The organism is Plantactinospora sp. B24E8, assembly GCF_039871735.1.
Lineage (GTDB): Bacteria > Actinomycetota > Actinomycetes > Mycobacteriales > Micromonosporaceae > Plantactinospora.
The window spans coordinates 175,653-192,628 of record NZ_JBDPMH010000011.1; the positions used below are offsets into that span (position 1 = coordinate 175,653).

Below are 16,976 nucleotides of genomic sequence, written 5' to 3' on the forward strand. Positions count from 1 at the left end.
AGGTTCGGGGGCGGCAGTGCTGCCGCCCCCGAAGTGCTGTCCGGGGTCCGACGGCCGGTGCGGGCCGGCCAGCCCCAGGCGTGGGCTTAACGATTCGCCCCTCTGGTCGGCCACAGACGCAACGATCAGCCGGATCACGCAAGTTCCACCGGTGGTTCCTGCCGCCGCGACCCGCATACCGTGGGTTGGGCGCCAGCCCGCGAGCCGTACCGAGGCCGGGCGCGCCCGAATCCCCTGGAGCAGGACCATGACGTTGGACGCCACCCCTCGACCGGGTCGTGACCCCGACCGGCTGCCTGGTGGACCCGTACCGGTCGACCCGGTACGCCGCCGCTATCTGATGTGCCGGCCGACGTACTTCGCCGTCGAGTACACGATCAACCCGTGGATGGACCCGGCCGCACCGGTCGACACCGCGCTCGCGATCCGGCAGTGGGAGACGCTGCGGCGGACGTACCTCGAGCTCGGGCACACGGTGGAGGAGATCGAGCCGCTGCCCGGCCTGCCCGACATGGTCTTCGCGGCGAACGGCGCGACGGTCGTCGACGGTCGGGCCCTCGCCGTACAGTTCCGCGACCCGGAGCGGGCCGACGAGGCACCGGCGTACGCGGCCTGGCTGGACCGGGCCGGTTTCGAGGTCTCCGAGGCCAAGCACATCAACGAGGGTGAGGGCGACATCCTGGCCGTCGGCGACCTGCTGCTCGCCGGGACCGGGTTCCGGACCAGTCACGCGGCCCACCCCGAGGTGCAGGAACTCTTCGGCCGGCCGGTGGTCACGTTGCGCCTGGTCGACCCGCGCTTCTACCACCTCGACACGGCGCTGTGCGTGCTCGACGACCGGACCGTGGCGTACCTGCCGGAGGCCTTCTCCCCGGGCAGCCGGGCGGTGCTGCGGCAGCTCTTCCCGGACGCGGTCCTGGCCACCGCCGCCGACGCCGAGGTGCTCGGCCTGAACGCGGTGAGCGACGGCCGGCACGTTGTCCTTCCGGCCCAGGCCACCGGACTGTCGGCAGCCCTGCGGGACCGGGGATACGACACAATCGGTATTGATTTGTCCGAGCTGCGTAAGGCCGGCGGCGGACCGAAGTGCTGCACCCTGGTGCTGCGGGAACGAGAGGCGGACCGGTGAGCGCGAGGAGTGAACGAGCGCAGCGAGTGAGCCCCGCAGTCGCGAACGAAGAAGGACTCGTGAGCATCAGCGCGAGGAGTGAACGAGCGCAGCGAGTGAGCCCCGCGGTCGCGAACGAAGGAAAACTCATGGACGACGTGCTGCGCACCCCCGAGGCGGTACGCGACGCCGAACGCTGGACGGCGCACAACTACCACCCGCTGCCGGTGGTGGTCTCCTCCGCCGAGGGGGCCTGGGTGACCGACGTCGACGGTCGCCGCTACCTGGACTGCCTCGCCGGCTACTCGGCGCTGAACTTCGGTCACCGGCATCCGACGCTGATCGCCGCCGCGCACGCCCAGCTCGACCGGCTCACCCTGACCAGCCGGGCGTTCATCCACGACCAGTTCGCCGACTTCTGCCGGGAACTCGCCCAACTCTGCGGCAAGGACCTCGTCCTGCCGATGAACACCGGCGCCGAGGCGGTGGAGACCGCGATCAAGGTGTCCCGGAAGTGGGGTTACCAGGTCAAGGGTGTGCCGGCCGGCCAGGCCACCATCGTCGTCGCGGACGGCAACTTCCACGGTCGGACGACCACCATCGTCAGCTTCTCCACCGACCCCGACGCCCGGGACGACTTCGGGCCGTACACCCCGGGCTTCCGGATCGTCCCGTACGGCGACCTCGCCGCGCTCGCCGACGCGATCGACGAGACCACCGTCGCCGTACTGCTGGAGCCGATCCAGGGCGAGCAGGGTGTGGTCGTACCGCCCACCGGCTATCTGCCCGGGGTCCGGCGGCTCTGCACCGAACGGAACGTGCTCTTCGTCGCCGACGAGATCCAGTCCGGGCTCGGCCGGACCGGGGAGACCTTCGCCTGCGACCACGAGAACGTCGTCCCCGACATGTACGTCCTCGGCAAGGCGCTCGGTGGCGGCATCGTCCCGGTCTCGGCGGTCGCCGCCGACGCCGACATCCTCGGCGTGCTGCGGCCCGGCGAACACGGCTCCACGTTCGGCGGCAACCCGCTGGCCTGCGCGGTCGCCACCGAGGTGGTACGCCTGCTCGCCACCGGCGAGTTCCAGCGCCGCTCGGCCGAACTCGGGGCCCACCTGCACGACGCGCTCCGCGGGCTGATCGGCGAGGGGCTGGTCGCCGTACGCGGCCGGGGGCTGTGGGCCGGGGTGGACATCGACCCGGCGCTGATGACCGGGCGGCAGGCGTGCGAGCGGCTCGCCGAGCGGGGCGTACTGGCCAAGGACACCCACGGTTCGACGATCCGACTCGCCCCGCCGCTGGTGGTGACCGCCGACGAGCTCGACCACGCGGTCGCCCAGCTCACCGCCGTCCTGGGCTGACCGGAAGGGCCCCTCCTCCACCGGAAACGCTGGGAAGGAGCCCTTCCGCACACCCAACCCGAACGGTCAGCGGTCGACCACCCGCATCGCCATCGTCGGCGCCTCGGCCATCACCGAGGTCGGGTTGCTCATGCCACCGGAGGCCCAGGTGCTGGCCCGACCCACCTGAACGCCGGGATACAGCTCGACGATGTCGCCCGGACGCAGCACCCGGGACTGCTGCCGGGCCAACCCGATCCGCTCCGACTCCTCCAGCGACCCGCCCGGACGGATACCGGAACCGTTGGTGCTGACGTCCTGCGCGACCAGATCGGCACCCCGCAGCTCGAACCGTACGTGGCTGCGGCTGATCCAGCGTCGCGCCTCGTCGTTCAGCCACTGCCCGAGCCGGACCCCGGTGCTCTCCTCCGGCGCCCGGCCGACCAGCACCGGCCGGTCGGCGGCGACCACGAACCGGCGCCGCACCATGCCGCCGATCCGCACCGACAGCACCTCGGTGCCGGGGCGGGGGCCGGCGTCGGTCAGCCGCTGGTCGTGCCGGGGGCAGATCGGCTGGCCGGCGCGCAGCCGGGGCGGCGGCTGGCCGCTCGGCTTGCGGTCGATCTCGGCCAGGTCGGCGAAGGCGCCCCCGCCGGAGCCGCCGAACAGCACACAGCCCGGCTCCTTGCAGCGCCAGGTGCGGGCGAGCAGCTTGCGCCCGGTCGGCGAGGGTCCGACCGGTCCGGGGTTGTTGCCCTTCACCCTCGGCACCAGCACCGGCCCACCGGCCCCCGGCAGCGGGGCCAGCAGGCGCCCCGGCTGCCCGGTCACCCAGGGGAAACGGCCGGCCATCCCGTCGTACCGGGCCCGGCTCAGCACCGGCAGCCCGAGCAGCTCGGCCACCTCCAGCACCCGGTCACCCGGATTGTTGAGGACCTCGATCAGGCCCTCGTCGGCCCAGCGGCGCAACACCATCCGCTCGTTGGAGGTCAGGTCGGCCTCGCTGAGCAGGGCCCGGTGCACCACGGCGTACACCGGGACGTTGTCCTCCTCGAGCTGCCGCCCGAGCGCGTCCATCACCATGCCCAGTCGCAGCGTGCTGGCCGGCCGCCCGCCGTCCAGGTCGACGTACCGGACCACCTCCGCCAGGTCGAGCACCGCCCGGACCAGGTCGGGATCGGTGCTGACCCGGCCCTCGATCGCGTCGAGGACCTTGCTTATCTCAAATCTCACGCCGCTCCCCGGACTATCTCGTCGATACGCCGCGCCAACTCGACGTCGCGTCGAGTGACTCCGCCGGCCGAGTGTGTGGCGCACCGGAAGGTCACCGTGCGCCAGCGGATGTCGATGTCGGGATGGTGGTCGAGTTCCTCCGCGACCACCGCGACCCGGTCCACGACACCGATCGCGTCACGGAATCCGGGTAGTTCGACGGTACGGCCGATGCAGGCCGGATCACCGGACCAGCCGTCCAACCCCTCCAGCTCGGCCCGCACCGCCCCCGCGTCCAGCACGTCTGCCATGGCCAGACCTTACCGCCGGGGGTCGACACCGTGGAGAGCATCCGTTTCCCGACCGATCTCGGCGGTGGAAGCGAGCCTCTGCGGTGGGGGCGAATTTCGGCGGCGGATGTGGGACCCGGTCGCTACGCTGCCTGCCGGACCGGCCACCGCGGTCGATACGGCACGGCGACAGGGTCCGGTCGGTGCCGTTCACCGCCAAGGTCGACGGGCAGGGCCGGCTCACCGAGATCTCGGTGGACACCAAGAGCGTGTCGCCGATGCTCGGCGAGATGCGGGTCGCCTACGACAACTTCGGCAAGCCGGTGGAGATCAGGAAGCCGGACCCGTCCGAGGTGTCGGACATGCCGGACGAACTGCTCGGACTGATGAACGCCTGAGTCGTACCTCAGCGGAGCCCGGTCGGGGACGGACGCCGTCCCCGGCCGGGCTCCCGCGTTCCTTCACGGCCACTCAGCCGACGGCGGTCGCCCGGTCGGCGGCCCGCAGCGGTGCGCCAACCTCGTGCAGGTGCCGGAGGGCCTGCCGGTAGGAGTCGAAGAGTCCGGTCTCCTCGTACGGGATGCCGCGCTCGGCGCAGAACTCAGTCACAATCGGCTGCGCCTTCCGGAGGTTGGCCCGGGGCATGCTCGGGAACAGGTGGTGCTCGATCTGGTAGTTGAGGCCGCCGAGCAGGAAGTCGACGACCACTCCGCCCCGTACGTTGCGCGAGGTCAGCACCTGCTTGCGCAGGAAGTCGAGGTTGTCCTCGGCGGTCATCACCGGCATGCCCTTGTGGTTCGGGGCGAACGAGCACCCCATGTAGAGCCCCCACAGCCCCTGGTGGACGGCGATGAACACCAGCGCCCGCACCGGGGACAGCACGGTGAACAGCACGCCGAGGTAGCCCACGGTGTGCACCACCAGCAGCAGTGCCTCGACCCGCCGGTGCCGCATCGGCGTGCCGCGCAGCGCCCGCACACTCGCCACGTGCAGCGCCAGCCCTTCCAGCAGCAGCAGCGGGAAGAAGAGGTACGCCTGCCGGCGCGCCATCCACCGTCCGAAGCCCCGGGTCGCCAGCGCCTGCTCGTGGGTCCAGACCAGGGCGCCCGCCCCGACGTCGGGGTCTTCGTCCTCGTGGTTCGGGTTGGCGTGGTGCCGGTTGTGCTTGTCGATCCACCAGCCGTAGCTGAGTCCGGTCGCGAGGTTGCCGGCGATCAGGCCGGCGATCTCGCTGGCCCGCCGGTTCCGGAACATCTGCTTGTGCCCGGCGTCGTGGCCGAGGAACGCGACCTGGGTGGTGGCGAAGGCCAGGAAGACCGCGACCGGCAGTTGCCACCACGAGTTCCCGACCGCGGCGAAGGCGATCCAGCCGGCGACGAAGAGCCCGATGGTCACCGCGATCCGGGTGACGTACCAACCGGTGCGCCGTTCCAGCAGGCCCGCCTGACTGATCCGACGCGATAACTGAGAGTAGTCGCTACCACGCCGTACGGCTGGCTCAGCCAGCGCGCTGATCGCCATTCTTCATCCCCAATCAGGTTATTCCGGCCACACCGCTGGGCGGCTAGGCCCTCAAGCCTCCCGTGATCAGGTGCACTCAGTAACCCCGGAAGCCCCCGTATCCGGGGTAGGGCTATCCCCCCGGTTTGATTGACGGATCCCGATGCTGGAAACAGCGGCACACCGGCCGGCCCGCCGTCGGCCGGACGAGCCGGCCGCCGCACCAGGCCCACCGTCGGCCGGACGAGCGGACCGTCGGATCCGCCGGCTCAGCTCATCCGGCCGACCGCGCCGCGCAGCCGCCGCAGATCCCGGCGCCGCCGTTCGTACGTGACGGCCAGGCCGATGAGCGTGAAACCACCGATGGCGAGGAAGATCCAGGGCCACCGTTCCCAGATGCCGACGCTCTCCCGCACCGCCTGCACCGAGAGCACCACTCCACCGAGCACCACCGGCGCCTGCCGTCGCCACCGGGCACCGACGAGTACGGTCACCAGCGCACCGACGCCGAGCAGCAGCCGACGCTCCGGCTGCCCGCCGGCGACCAGCACCGACACCAGACTCGGCAGCAGCGCGGCGGCGAGTCCGGGTCCGTACCCGACCCAACTGCTCAGTCCCGGCCAGGCCCGGGTGGCCAGCCCGCCGACCAGCAGCGCCAGCAGCGCCGCCGGCAGGGTGTACGCCTCGACCAGCGCCACCTCGGCCGAGGCGAGCAGCAGCCAGATCCCGAGCATTTCGGCCGCGCCGGCACCGGCCGCGTAGGCCCAGCGTCGGTGCTCCGGCTCCGCCGGACGCAGTGCCCGCAGCCCCAGCACCACTCCCCACAGCAGGCAGACCGTCGCCGCGTACCGCGGCTCGCCGACGGTCAACACCAGCGCGACCAGGGCCGCTGCATACCCGGCCGCCTCGGCGGCGATCGCCTCGACGCGCCGTCGGTCGGCCGACGCGGACGGGAGCAGACCACGCAGGACGACCCCGCCGGCCAGCGACGCCGCCGCGACCCCGAGCACCACCAGCGCGGCGACCCGGAGCGGCTGGCCGGCGGCGAGCGGGGCGGCCACCGCCAGCAGCACCGCCGCCGTGGTCGTACCCAGCCAACCGGACACCCGGGCGTGGCGACCGCGTCCGAGCAGGCCGACGGTCAGCCCGGCCGCGACCAGCACGGTCAGCCCGACGATCGTGCCGGACCTGGTCGGCAGCAGCCCGGCGAGGCCCGCGCCGGTGAGCGCCACGCCCAGCGGTACGACAACCTGGCCGGCCCGGCCGACCCTCGCGGTGAGCGCCGCGCCGTGCAACGCCACCAGTCCACCAGCGAGCGCCAGCGCCGGCACGGTGGGCCAACGGGCACCGGCGGCGGCGAGCCCGGTCAGTGCCGTGGTCACCAGGAACGGTACGGCGACCAACACCGCCGCGCGGGCGGTACGCCGCCACGCCCAACCGGCCACCGCCGCCGTCCCGGCGAGCAGCAGCAGCGTCACCACCTGCGGCAGGTCGGGCCGCCAGTCGGCCGGGGTCAGCCCGACGCCGGCCGGCGGTCCCGACCAGATCCGCCCCAGCCAGGCGTACGGCGCGAGGAAGACCGCCACGAACGCCGGCACCACCGCGACGGTGACCCGGAGCAGCAGCAACGTCGTGGAGACCAGTGAGGTGACCGTCCACAGGGTGGCGGGCAGGGGCTCGGCACCCGTACCCGAAGCGGGCCGATGGACCGTACCCGCAGATGGCCGGCGGACCGGCCACCGCCAGGGACGCGCCGCGACCCCGACCGCGACAGCGGTCAGCAGCGCCCCGGCGGCGTACATGCCCGCCGGTTCGGCGACTCCGGAGAGGGTGGGCGAGAACCCGACCACCAGCGCCACCAGCGACAACGCCGCACCCGCGTAGGGCAGGTAGCCGGCCGCCACCGGCTGGGACCGGACCACACCGTCCCGGCCGTCCGGACCGGGCGACGGCGCGGAGCCGGGCTGCACCGCCGGTGCCGATACGGGAACGGGCTGCACCGCCGGCGAGGGTGCGGAGACGGACGTCCGGACGGCGGTCAGCAGGACGCCGACGGTCAGCAGCACCGTGCTGGCGAGCGCCGCCCGGGCCTGCCACCACGGCGGTACGTCGACGGCGAAAAGGCCGAGGACCACCGCGCCCGGCACGGCCAGGACGGCGACCGCCACCGCAAGCCCGCCGACCACCCGGGCCGGGCCCGGCCGTTCGGAGCGGTTCCGCCCGGCGGTCACCGCGACCGCCGCCCCGGTCAGCACGATGCCGGCGAGGACCCCGGCGGCACCGGCCGGCCGGGCCAGCCCGACCACCAGGGCGTGTCCGGCGGTCAGGACGGCGGCGCCGGCGAGCGGTCCGACCGCCCCGCCCGGGCGGCCGGTCCGGACCGCGGCGACGGCCAGCGCCGCCGCCATGCCGAGGCTCAGCAGCGCGATCGCCCACCAGGGCAGCGGCACCGCGGTCGGCAGCGCCAGCATCGTCAACACCCCGCCGGCGATCCCGGCCGGCCATCGTCCCCGGGTCGGCAACAGGAACACCAGCGCGCCGACCGCGAGCGGCAGCGCCACCGGCGCCTGCCAGTCGAACGGCCCGGTGTCGACCGTCAGGTCGGCCCGCCAGGCCGGCTGCGACCGGAGCCCGGTGTCCAGGGCGGTGACCAGCGCCATCCCGCCGGTGATGGTGGCCAGGGCCGCCACCGCGGCCAGGCTGCCGGCGTACGGGCCGAGGCGTACCCCGGGCGGCAGCAGCCGGGCGCAGGCCTGCACCACCCCGGCGAGCAGGGCGAAGACGACGGCCGAGCCGACCAGCACCGGTCCGTCGAGTTCCGCCACCGCCCGGACCAGGGCACCACCGAGCGCCACCACGAGGAGTCCACCGGCGGCCGCCCCGAACCCGTCGTCCCGGGTCAGCACCGCCCCGGCGACCAGCAGCAGGGGCGGCACCAGCAGCGGAGCACCGGCGAAGGCGGCGTACGGACCGTCGGTGAGCGCGAGCGCCAGCACCGCGCAGCACGCCGAGGCGAGCACCGCGACGCCGTAGCCGAGCCACGCGACGGACCGGCGGGCCAGGTCGAGGCCCGCCGGTCCGTCGCCACCCCGCCCCCGGGTCAGGAGAAGGTCGAGCACCGCCAGCGCGGCGAACGCCAGCGTCCAACCGGTCGCGCCGACCCGCGCGTCGAACGCCAGCAGCGGCGCCACCGGTTGGACCAGCAGCAGTCCGGCGAACCACGGCGCGGTGAGCCCGGTCAGCCGCCGGTAGCCGGCGGCCACCACCGCGCCGACCCCGGCGACCAGTGCGACGTACCGGGCCCGGGGCCAGTCGCCCACCCCGAACAGGTCGACTGCCCAGACCGCGTACCCGTCGAGCAGTACCAGCAGCAGACCGATCGCCGCGAAGGTCTCGGCGGTGGCGGTGAGGCCCCGGCGCCGGGCGAGCACCGGCAGGGCGAGCGCCAGCCCGGTCAGCCCGGCGAGGATCGCGGCCCGTCCGGTGAGGCCGACGGTGGCCCAGGCGACCACGGTGAAGACGATCGCGGCCGCCCCGAGCAGCAGGCCACCGAGGACGAAGAGAACGTTCTGCACGGTCCGGGTGGAGGCCTCCGGTCGTACCGGTGCCGGAAGCGTGACCGGGGCCGGGCCGGCGGCGGTCGCGACCGGCGGCGCGACCGGCGCGAGGACGGCGCTGGTCGGGCCGGTCGGGGTGGGCACCGGGCGCGGCGGGGCCATCCGGGTCGCGGCCTGCCGCGCGGCGAGCGCGGCGGCCCGGACCTGCCCGGCGAGCGTCTCGCGACGCTGCCGGGTCTGCCGGAGCGTGGCCTCGAGGGTCCGGTACGCCTCCCGGGCCTGGACCACCCGGACGGTCAGCGCGGCGATCTCTCCCTCGAGCCGGATCACCTCGGCGGCGACCGGGTCCGGACCCCGCCGGCAGCCCGGGCAGCCGGTCACCAGGTCGGCCCCGGTCCCGCACACCGGGCAGGGGTACGCGCGCACGCCTTCGGTCATGCCGCCATGCTCCGCCGACGCCACGACCGCCCACAGAGTGCGCGTACCTATCCGGGGCAGGTACGCCGACCCGCGTGGCCGGACTGCCGGGACCTGCCGCCGGTCACGGCCGGGTCTGTTCGTGTAGCCAGGCGGTGTAGTCCGGGTTGCCGCCCTCCACCCAGCTGACCAGGATCTCCGGTATCTCGTACGGGTGGGCGGCCCGCACCTGGTCGACGAGGGCGGCCACCCGGTCCGGGGTGGTCTTGAACCGGACCGTCCACTCCCGGGTCGTCTCCAGTCGTGACTCCCACCAGTAGGTGCTCTCCACCGGCCCGCTCACCTGGGCCGAGGCCGCCAACCGGCCGGCGACCGCCGCGGCGGCCATCACGTCCGCGACCGCCCGGGCGTCCACGACCGTCGTCACGACGCAGATCTGGTCCACGCCGGGCACCCTACTGCGGATCCGGGTCGGGGCGGTGCGTGTCGATCCACGCGTCGATCCGCGCCCACCAGTCGAAGAGCCAGTCGATCCGCTCCTGTCGTCCGGGCGGCACCTCCTCCGGCGGTACGGACCAGAACCGCATCACGATCCGCTTGTCCATCGGCAGTTCCCGCCACACGTCGGCGACGGTGACCATCCGGTCCAACCCGGTGTGCGCGACGAAGACGACGCCGGCCTCCGGGGCGGCGTCCAGGGCGGCCAGCACCCCACCCGGTTGCGGGGCGAGCACGTGCCGCATCGCCTCGGCCCGCTTCGCCATCGCGTCGAGGCCCCGGGACCGCAGCAGGTCGATCGCGCGGAGCCGACGCCGGGGGGTGAAGTTGCCGCCCTCGGGAAAGATCACGAAGGCGTCGTTCTCGTCGAGACCCTGGGCGAGGTGCCCGATCTGCTCGACCAGGGCCTCCCGGGGCGCGCCGGGCCGTTCGGTGCGGCCGAGCCGCCGGGCCTGGCGCTCCCGGCCGGCGATGAAGCGGTTCGGCAGCCGGTTCAGCAGTACGTCCACCGCCGGATCCCACTGCAGGGTGTCCTTGAGGACGATCCGCGGTTCCCGCTTGAACCAGTTCACCAACGCGTGGATCAGGATGAACGAGTCGCCGGGGCCGGCGTGCCGGCAGAGCACCAGTTCGGGGCGGCCGGGCAGGGCGGTGTCCGGGTCGGTGCCGACCACGTCGATGCGCAGCCGTAGGGTCCACCGGGCCTGCCAGAACAGGAAGGTGAGGAACCAGCCGGCCAACTGGTAGTGGGCACGCTGGAACGACGGGGACCGGCTGCGCCAGCCGAAGCCGGAACCGACCCAGAGCCCGAAGAGGACGACCAGCGCGGCGGCGTCCCAACAGAGGTAGACGATGCCGAGCCAGAGCAGCCGCAGCGGGCGGAGGTAGCCGGGGACCAGCGGCGAGGCGGCCGCGGCGACGATCAGCCACACCGGCAGCAGGCTGACCACGAGGAAGGCGAGCAGCACCGTACCCGGGGCGAGCAGGAGCCGCCGGACCCACCTCGGTGGCAACGGCATCAGCCGAGGTCCACGTGTTCGGTGAGGTAGCGGCGGGACGCCGTGTAGGCCCGGCTGATCCGCCGCCCGACCGCCGCCATGTCCCGGTACGCCCACGGGGTGTCGTCCCGGGGTCCGGGTCCGCCGGTCGGCAGCACGTGTACGTCCACGTCGTCGGGGAGTGCCGCCATCTCCCGGGCGAACCGGTGCCGGCGGGCGATCTCGAACGCCACCTGGGCGATCTCCCACGGACGGCGCGGCGGGGTCAGCGGACGCTCGATCCGACCGACCTGGAGTACGAAGATCTGCTTGGCGCCCGCGTGCACCGCCTCGCCGATCGGGATCGAGTTGACGATCCCGCCGTCGACGTAGTGCTCGTCGTCGATCCGGGCCGGCGGCAGCAGACCGGGCACCGACGCGGAGGCGAGGACGGCCGGCACCAGCGGGCCGGCGGTGAACCAGTGCTCGGCGGCCCGTTCGATGCTGGCCGCACAACACCGGAACGGCACCTTGAGGTCGGCGAAGGTGGTCTGCTCGCCGAGTTCGGCTTCGAGCAGCCGGCGCAGCGGACGTGGCGAGTGCAGATGGGTACGGGCGGCGAACCGGCGCAGTTGCCGGGCGATCGAGTCGCCGTAGACCTCGGCCGCCTCCGGCGACGCCCAGAGCCGGACGAGCCGGTTGGTGACCCCCTCGCTCGGGTCGGCGGCCACCAGGGCGCCGTTGACCGCGCCGATCGACGTACCGAGCACCAGATCGGGCTGGATGCCGGCCCGGAACAGCGCCCGCAGCATGCCGACCTCGACGGCGCCGAGCACCCCACCGCCGCCGAGCACGAACGCCACCGGACCGCTGACCATGTCATTCATCCTGGCACGGGCCGCCCAGTCGGCCACGCCAGCGGTCCCTGCCGGTCGGTCGCCGCTCCGCCGGGCCGGAGCGGGAGCAGGCCGGAGAGGACTTTCTGGCAGCAAAGGGGATGCATCGGCGAGAGTGGCTGTCATTGACAGGAGTTGGTCCGTCACGCAGCCTGGTACGACCCCCCACACGGCCTGATGTAATCCCCCGACTCTTCCAGGCAGGTGCGACGAACGATGGCAGCGTTGCAGGCGGGCGGCCTGCTCGCCCGGAGATATCGTCTTATCGACAGGATCGGTGCCGGCGGCATGTCGGTGATCTGGCGGGCCCGTGACGAGGTACTCGACCGGGTGGTCGCGGTGAAGGTGCTCGCCGCGTCACTCGCCGCCGACACCAAGTTCCGGGAGATGGTCCGGGACGAGGCCCGGGCCGCCGCGCAGCTCGTCCATCCGCATGTCACCGCCGTGCACGACTACGGTGAGACCCTCGGCCCGGACGGTGAGATCACCTCCTTCGTGGTGATGGAACTGCTCACCGGCGAGGAGTTGAAGGCACAGCTCACCGCCGGCGCGCTGCCCTGGCCGACGGCGGTCGGGATCTGTGCGCAGGTGGCCGAGGCGCTCGCCGCGGCCCACCGGCTGGGCATCGTGCACCGGGACATCACCCCGGCCAACATCATGATGACGGCGACCGGGGCCAAGGTGCTCGACTTCGGTATCGCCACCCACGTCGGAGCCCCGGACGAGGACGAGGACGGCGAGACGTTCGGCACCCCGGCGTACGTCGCCCCGGAGCGGCTGGACGGGTTGCCGGCCCAACCGGCGACCGACACGTACTCGCTCGGGGTGCTGCTGCACGAGACGCTGACCGGCCGGGTGCCGTTTCCGGCGGAGACCTGGGACGAGTTGACCCGGGCACTGCAGTCCGGGATCGAGCCGACGTTGGACGGCGTACCGGACGTGCCGGCCGCGGTGGCCGACATCTGTCTGCGCTGCCTGGACCGCGATCCGTTCGGTCGACCGACCGCCGCGCAGGTCGCCGAGACGCTCCGTGCCCAACTGCGGGCGGTCGAGCCGGCGTCGTCGACCGTGCCGGCGCCGACCGTGCGACCCGGGCCGCCGGCCGGCGGCCCGGACGACCCGTCGGCGGCAGAGCCGGGAGTGTCGGAACCGCGCCGCCAGCCGAGGCATCCCGGCCGAGTGCTGCTCATCACGGCGACGGCGTTGGTCGTACTCACCGCCGTCGTGATCGTCGCCGCGACCCTCGGCGCCGACCCGGGCGGCAGGCCCACCGGCGGGGCGGGCAGCACCGGACCGGGCGCCGGGCCGACACCGTCGGCGCCCTCCGGAGACGTGGGCCCGACGCCGACCCGGACACCGGCCACCACGACGGCGACCGTGCCCGCGACGGTGACGACGGCGACCGCGCCGGCCACCGCGACCGTTCGGCGCCCGGACGCCACCCCCTCGGTGAACGAGGTCATGGCCAGCCTGGACCAGATCGTCACCGACGGCCTGGCGGCCAGCGCGATCCGCGACCATGCCGGGGTGGACCTGCGCAACCATCTGCGTAACCTCCGGACCGGGCTGGCAACCGGGCCGGCCGACCTGTCGGGGGAGGCGACGGTGCTCCGCGACAAGGTCGCGGTGCGCCTCAGCGAGGGCTCGATAACCCCCGAGTACGCCCGACTTCTCGACGCCGCCCTGACCCAGTTGGCGGGGGCGGCATAGGCCTACGCCGGGTGCCGGTCCAATCCCCTGGCCGGCACCCGGCACCCTGTGCCACCCTCTCCGCCATGTCCGCCCTCTCCACACCGCCCGGCACCGTCGAGGAACTCCGCGCCCTGCTCGCCGACGGCGCCCCGGTGAGGTACGTCTTCTTCTGGGGGCACCGGCCGGGGCGCGGTGGCGTGGTCGGCGCCGGATGCCTCAGCCAGTGGTGGCCGTCGTCGTTCACCGTGGACGGTGTCCGGTACGCCACCGCGGAGCACTACATGATGGCGGGCAAGGCCCGGCTCTTCGGAGACGAGCCGATCGCCCGGCAGGTGCTGGTCGCCCCGAGCCCGGGCGCGGCCAAGGCCCTGGGCCAGCGGGTACGTGGTTTCGACCAGTCGGTCTGGAACGCCCAGCGGTTCGACCTGGTCGTCGCCGGCAACCTGGCGAAGTTCGGTCAGCACCCCGAGCTGCGGGACTATCTGGTCGCCACCGGCGAGCGGGTGCTGGTGGAGGCCAGTCCGCTCGACCAGGTCTGGGGCATCGGGCTCGCCGCCGACGATCCCCGGGCCGGGGACCCGGCGCACTGGCGTGGGCTCAACCTGCTTGGCTTCGCGCTGATGCGGGTCCGGAGCATCCTGGCGGCGGCACCGGACTGACCCGGCGGCCCCGTCGACCGGTGCGACCGGCCGCACCGCCGCCCGGTGGCAGAGTCAGTCCAGACGGATCCGGTCGCCCGCCCCGTCGAACAGCAGCAGTTGGTCCAGGTCGACGGCGAGGCTGACCAGTTCGCCGCGCCGGGGCAGAGCCGCGGCCGGCATCCGGACCACCAGCTCGCCGGCGACCGGTGGATCGGCACCGAGTTCCGGATCGTAGACCGGATAGAAGCCGTACTCGGTGCGGGCCGTCGCCGGCTGCCGTGCGCCGCGCTGATGGGGAATCATCCTGTTCAGGCGGTCCCGGACCGGATGCCCGGCCGGCAAGTCGTCGGCGAGCACCGCGGCGAGGGGCTGACCGGGGTCCGGGTGCTCCAGCCGGGCCTGGTCGTTCGAGGTCGGCACCGTGTCGGTCGTGACGTGCACCAACGCCTGGTGCCCGAGGTTCTCGACGAGACGGACGACTCCCCGGATGACCGGGGGGTCGGCCGTCGTCCCCGGCGGGACCGGGGTCAACGCGTCGGCCCGCAGCGCCACGGTCACCCGCGCGGTGTGGCGGGTCCGCAGGGCCGGCACCCGGGGGTCGTCGGCCGGCAGTTCGAGCAGCTGGGAGCCGAGGTCGAGCACCACCGTCCCGTCGGTGGCGTAGACGGCGGCCTGCAGCAGGTTCGCCCGGGGCGTACCGAGGAACGCCGCGACGAACAGGGTGTGCGGGTCGCGGTACACCTCGTCCGGGGGGCCGACCTGTTGGAGCACCCCGCGACGCAGCACCGCGACCCGGTCCGCCATGGTCATCGCCTCGACCTGGTCGTGGGTCACGTACAGGGTGGTGAGCCCCAGCCGCCGGGCCAGCGCCGCGACCTCGGCGCGCAGCTCGGCCCGCAGCCCTGCGTCCACGTTGGACAGCGGCTCGTCGAGCAGGAACGCCCGCGAGTCGCCGGCGATGGCCCGGGCCATCGCCACCCGCTGACGTTGCCCGCCGGAGAGCTGGCGGGGACGGCGGTGCAGCAGGTCGGTGATGCCGAGCTGCGCGGCGACCTCGGCCACCCGGCGGGCCGGGTCGACCACCGGAGCGGTGCCGGTACTCAGCGGAAACCCGATGTTCTGTGCCACCGTCAGATGTGGATAGAGGGCGTGGTCCTGGAAGACCATCGACAACCGCCGGTCCGGTCCGGCACCCCGTTCCACCGGACGGCCGTCGATCAGGACCTGCCCGGCGGTCGGCTCCTCCAGCCCGGCGACCAGACGCAGGATCGTCGACTTGCCGCAACCCGTCGGGCCGACCAGGACGACAAACTCGCCGGAGCCGACCTCGACGCTCACCCGGTCGACCGCGACGGTGCCGTCGGGGAACACCTTCGTCAACTGGTCGGTGGCGATGCTTACCACGGCGACCACCTCCTGCCGCCATCGTCGCCGGGTACTGGCCCCTTACGCCAGTCCTGCTGCGCCGGACGGCCCGGTACGGTGCGCCGGACGGCGGGACCCGGCGCCGGACGGCGGCAGGTGTCGTACGGGGACGGTTCCGTACACCCGGTTGGTCCGACGCTCAGTAGCCGGAGTCCGGGGGCGGGTCGACCCGTACCGAGCGGTCCATCCAGCCGTCGCCGTCGTCGTCGTACATCCGCTTCTCGAAGAAGCCGTCGCGGTCGCGGTCGTACTCGCTGATCTCGACCAGTCCGTCGGCGTCCAGGTCGTGTCCGACAAAGTCGGTCCGGCCGTCCCGGTCGGCGTCGACGAGGATGTCGACGCCGCCGTCGGCCCGGCCCCGCAGGGTGTGCCGGTCCCAGTCCCCGTCACCGTCGACGTCCACCCGCGTGCGGTAGCCCTCGGGCACGTCCGGTGTGGCGTCGGACGGTGTCGGGGCGCCCGCCGGGGACGCCGTGCCGAAGCCAGCCTCGGCAGCTGGATCGGCGGTGCCGAAACCCACCTCTGCGGCCGGATCGGCGGTGCCGAAGCCAGCCTCGGCGGCCGGGGTGGCGGCGCCGAACCCGGCCACCGCCGGAGGTTCAGCGGTGTCGGAGCAGACCGCAGCCGCTGCTCCGGCACCACCGAGACCCGTCTCCGTGCCGGCCGCACCGCTGACCGCGCCGGCCAGACCACCGGCGGGTTCGGCCAGCGCGGCGTCGGTCGCCGACTGGATCGACCGACCGATCTCGTCGCCCAGACCGGCCAGGCCGCCCACCGGCGTCGCGACGGTGGGGGCCGTGGCCGGCGCGACCTCGGGCAGCACCGGGTCGGCCCGACCCGACCCGGCCGCGTTGAGCTGGTCGGCCACCGACACCGCACCGGCAAAGCCGACAAGCGGGGTGAACATGCCGAACAGACTCGACTGGTTGGTCCGGCTCTCGACCTCGTGCTGCCCGCCCGGGTCGGCACCGAACTGGAGCTGGAGCAGGGCCACCTCGTCGGCGTCGAGTTGGTAGCCGGCGAGGGCCGCGTCCGGATCGGCGGAGAGCGCGGCGGCGAAGAGCGGATCGGCGAGCAGCCGCTCCAGAACGACGTCGAAGTCACTCACCGTGGCCACCTCCCGGGATCAACCCGTCCCACGCTAGTCCCGGCCCGCCACTGCCGACCCTGCTCGGCCCCGATCCCGCCGGATCCGGCCCGGCCGGTCAGTCCAACTCGGGCATCGGCACCGGCTGCGGTCGGGGCCGGCAGGTCCCGCACTGTACGGCGTCCTCGACCACCAGGCCCTCCGCCCGGCCCCGCGCCTCGGAGCGGTGCACCTGCAGCAGGTACGGGCCGAACCGGGCGTGGTCCTCACAGACAGCACGCCCGCAGAACCGGCACCCACCCCGTGCCGCCTTCGGACAGAACCAACAGAGCACATCCA

Annotated in this window: 15 protein-coding genes; 5 read left to right on the forward strand and 10 right to left on the reverse strand. The window is 73.6% G+C overall.

Going from position 1 to position 16,976, the window contains the following annotated elements; all coding sequences use genetic code 11:
- The first annotated feature begins 247 nt into the window (after positions 1-247).
- Positions 248-1,129 (forward strand): dimethylargininase, encoded by an 882-nt coding sequence (gene ddaH, locus ABGB21_RS18735; protein ID WP_347653503.1) that lies wholly within the window; start codon positions 248-250, stop codon positions 1,127-1,129.
- Between the two features lie 128 nt (positions 1,130-1,257).
- Positions 1,258-2,466: an ornithine--oxo-acid transaminase gene (rocD, locus tag ABGB21_RS18740; RefSeq protein WP_347653502.1), complete on the forward strand. Its 1,209-nt coding sequence runs from the start codon at positions 1,258-1,260 to the stop codon at positions 2,464-2,466.
- 66 nt (positions 2,467-2,532) lie between these two features.
- Here the strand turns inward: rocD and ABGB21_RS18745 are convergent, their stop codons facing one another.
- Both ABGB21_RS18745 and ABGB21_RS18750 read right to left on the reverse strand, forming a co-directional pair.
- Complete coding sequence (locus ABGB21_RS18745) at positions 2,533-3,678, reverse strand: FHA domain-containing protein (RefSeq protein ID WP_347653501.1); 1,146 nt, start codon at positions 3,676-3,678, stop codon at positions 2,533-2,535.
- The gene (locus ABGB21_RS18750) at positions 3,675-3,968 is read right to left on the reverse strand and encodes a 4a-hydroxytetrahydrobiopterin dehydratase (protein WP_347653500.1); all 294 of its coding nucleotides are present in this window, start codon (positions 3,966-3,968) and stop codon (positions 3,675-3,677) included. The genes ABGB21_RS18745 and ABGB21_RS18750 overlap by 4 nt, the downstream gene beginning before the upstream one ends.
- A gap of 182 nt (positions 3,969-4,150) precedes the next feature.
- Between ABGB21_RS18750 and ABGB21_RS18755 the strand changes: the two genes are divergently transcribed.
- The gene (locus ABGB21_RS18755) at positions 4,151-4,345 is read left to right on the forward strand and encodes a hypothetical protein (RefSeq protein WP_347678716.1); all 195 of its coding nucleotides are present in this window, start codon (positions 4,151-4,153) and stop codon (positions 4,343-4,345) included.
- A gap of 73 nt (positions 4,346-4,418) precedes the next feature.
- On the opposite strand, the gene ABGB21_RS18760 is transcribed toward ABGB21_RS18755, so the two are convergent.
- The 5 genes from ABGB21_RS18760 to ABGB21_RS18780 form a co-directional block, all read right to left on the reverse strand.
- Positions 4,419-5,468 (reverse strand): acyl-CoA desaturase, encoded by a 1,050-nt coding sequence (locus ABGB21_RS18760; RefSeq protein WP_347653498.1) that lies wholly within the window; start codon positions 5,466-5,468, stop codon positions 4,419-4,421.
- 248 nt (positions 5,469-5,716) lie between these two features.
- Positions 5,717-9,442 carry a hypothetical protein gene (locus ABGB21_RS18765; RefSeq protein ID WP_347678718.1) on the reverse strand — a complete coding sequence of 1,242 codons (3,726 nt, stop codon included), beginning with the start codon at positions 9,440-9,442 and terminating at the stop codon, positions 5,717-5,719.
- Between the two features lie 103 nt (positions 9,443-9,545).
- Positions 9,546-9,866: a divalent-cation tolerance protein CutA gene (cutA, locus tag ABGB21_RS18770; RefSeq protein ID WP_347653496.1), complete on the reverse strand. Its 321-nt coding sequence runs from the start codon at positions 9,864-9,866 to the stop codon at positions 9,546-9,548.
- 10 nt (positions 9,867-9,876) lie between these two features.
- On the reverse strand, positions 9,877-10,938 hold the full coding sequence (locus ABGB21_RS18775) for a 1-acyl-sn-glycerol-3-phosphate acyltransferase (protein ID WP_347653495.1): 1,062 nt from the start codon (positions 10,936-10,938) through the stop codon (positions 9,877-9,879).
- On the reverse strand, positions 10,938-11,774 hold the full coding sequence (locus ABGB21_RS18780) for a patatin-like phospholipase family protein (RefSeq protein ID WP_347653494.1): 837 nt from the start codon (positions 11,772-11,774) through the stop codon (positions 10,938-10,940). Before ABGB21_RS18780 ends, ABGB21_RS18775 begins: the two co-directional genes overlap by 1 nt.
- Positions 11,775-12,008: 234 nt before the next feature.
- Here ABGB21_RS18780 and ABGB21_RS18785 point away from each other — a divergent pair, with 234 nt between their 5' ends.
- Both ABGB21_RS18785 and ABGB21_RS18790 read left to right on the forward strand, forming a co-directional pair.
- Positions 12,009-13,502, forward strand: a complete 1,494-nt coding sequence (locus ABGB21_RS18785; RefSeq protein WP_347653493.1) for a protein kinase — start codon at positions 12,009-12,011, stop codon at positions 13,500-13,502.
- A gap of 65 nt (positions 13,503-13,567) precedes the next feature.
- Entirely contained in the window at positions 13,568-14,143 is a 576-nt protein-coding gene (locus ABGB21_RS18790) for an NADAR family protein (RefSeq protein ID WP_347653492.1), read from the forward strand.
- A gap of 54 nt (positions 14,144-14,197) precedes the next feature.
- On the opposite strand, the gene ABGB21_RS18795 is transcribed toward ABGB21_RS18790, so the two are convergent.
- The 3 genes from ABGB21_RS18795 to ABGB21_RS18805 all read right to left on the reverse strand — a co-directional run bounded on the left by ABGB21_RS18795 (position 14,198) and on the right by ABGB21_RS18805 (position 16,971).
- Positions 14,198-15,529 carry an ABC transporter ATP-binding protein gene (locus ABGB21_RS18795; RefSeq protein ID WP_347653491.1) on the reverse strand — a complete coding sequence of 444 codons (1,332 nt, stop codon included), beginning with the start codon at positions 15,527-15,529 and terminating at the stop codon, positions 14,198-14,200.
- 160 nt (positions 15,530-15,689) lie between these two features.
- A complete protein-coding gene (locus ABGB21_RS18800; protein ID WP_347653490.1) occupies positions 15,690-16,658 on the reverse strand; it encodes a hypothetical protein in 969 nt (322 codons plus the stop codon).
- Positions 16,659-16,755: 97 nt separating this feature from the next.
- The gene (locus tag ABGB21_RS18805) at positions 16,756-16,971 is read right to left on the reverse strand and encodes a hypothetical protein (protein WP_347653489.1); all 216 of its coding nucleotides are present in this window, start codon (positions 16,969-16,971) and stop codon (positions 16,756-16,758) included.
- Between the last annotated feature and the right edge of the window lie 5 nt (positions 16,972-16,976).

Excerpts from the sequence above, each read along its gene's own strand:
- ddaH (WP_347653503.1), top strand. The coding sequence starts at position 248 with ATGACGTTGGACGCCACCCCTCGACCGGGTCGTGACCCCGACCGGCTG.
- rocD (WP_347653502.1), top strand. The coding sequence starts at position 1,258 with ATGGACGACGTGCTGCGCACCCCCGAGGCGGTACGCGACGCCGAACGC.
- ABGB21_RS18750 (WP_347653500.1), bottom strand. The coding sequence starts at position 3,968 with ATGGCAGACGTGCTGGACGCGGGGGCGGTGCGGGCCGAGCTGGAGGGG.
- ABGB21_RS18760 (WP_347653498.1), bottom strand. The coding sequence starts at position 5,468 with ATGGCGATCAGCGCGCTGGCTGAGCCAGCCGTACGGCGTGGTAGCGAC.
- ABGB21_RS18765 (WP_347678718.1), bottom strand. The coding sequence starts at position 9,442 with ATGACCGAAGGCGTGCGCGCGTACCCCTGCCCGGTGTGCGGGACCGGG.
- ABGB21_RS18775 (WP_347653495.1), bottom strand. The coding sequence starts at position 10,938 with ATGCCGTTGCCACCGAGGTGGGTCCGGCGGCTCCTGCTCGCCCCGGGT.
- ABGB21_RS18780 (WP_347653494.1), bottom strand. The coding sequence starts at position 11,774 with ATGGTCAGCGGTCCGGTGGCGTTCGTGCTCGGCGGCGGTGGGGTGCTC.
- ABGB21_RS18785 (WP_347653493.1), top strand. The coding sequence starts at position 12,009 with ATGGCAGCGTTGCAGGCGGGCGGCCTGCTCGCCCGGAGATATCGTCTT.
- ABGB21_RS18790 (WP_347653492.1), top strand. The coding sequence starts at position 13,568 with ATGTCCGCCCTCTCCACACCGCCCGGCACCGTCGAGGAACTCCGCGCC.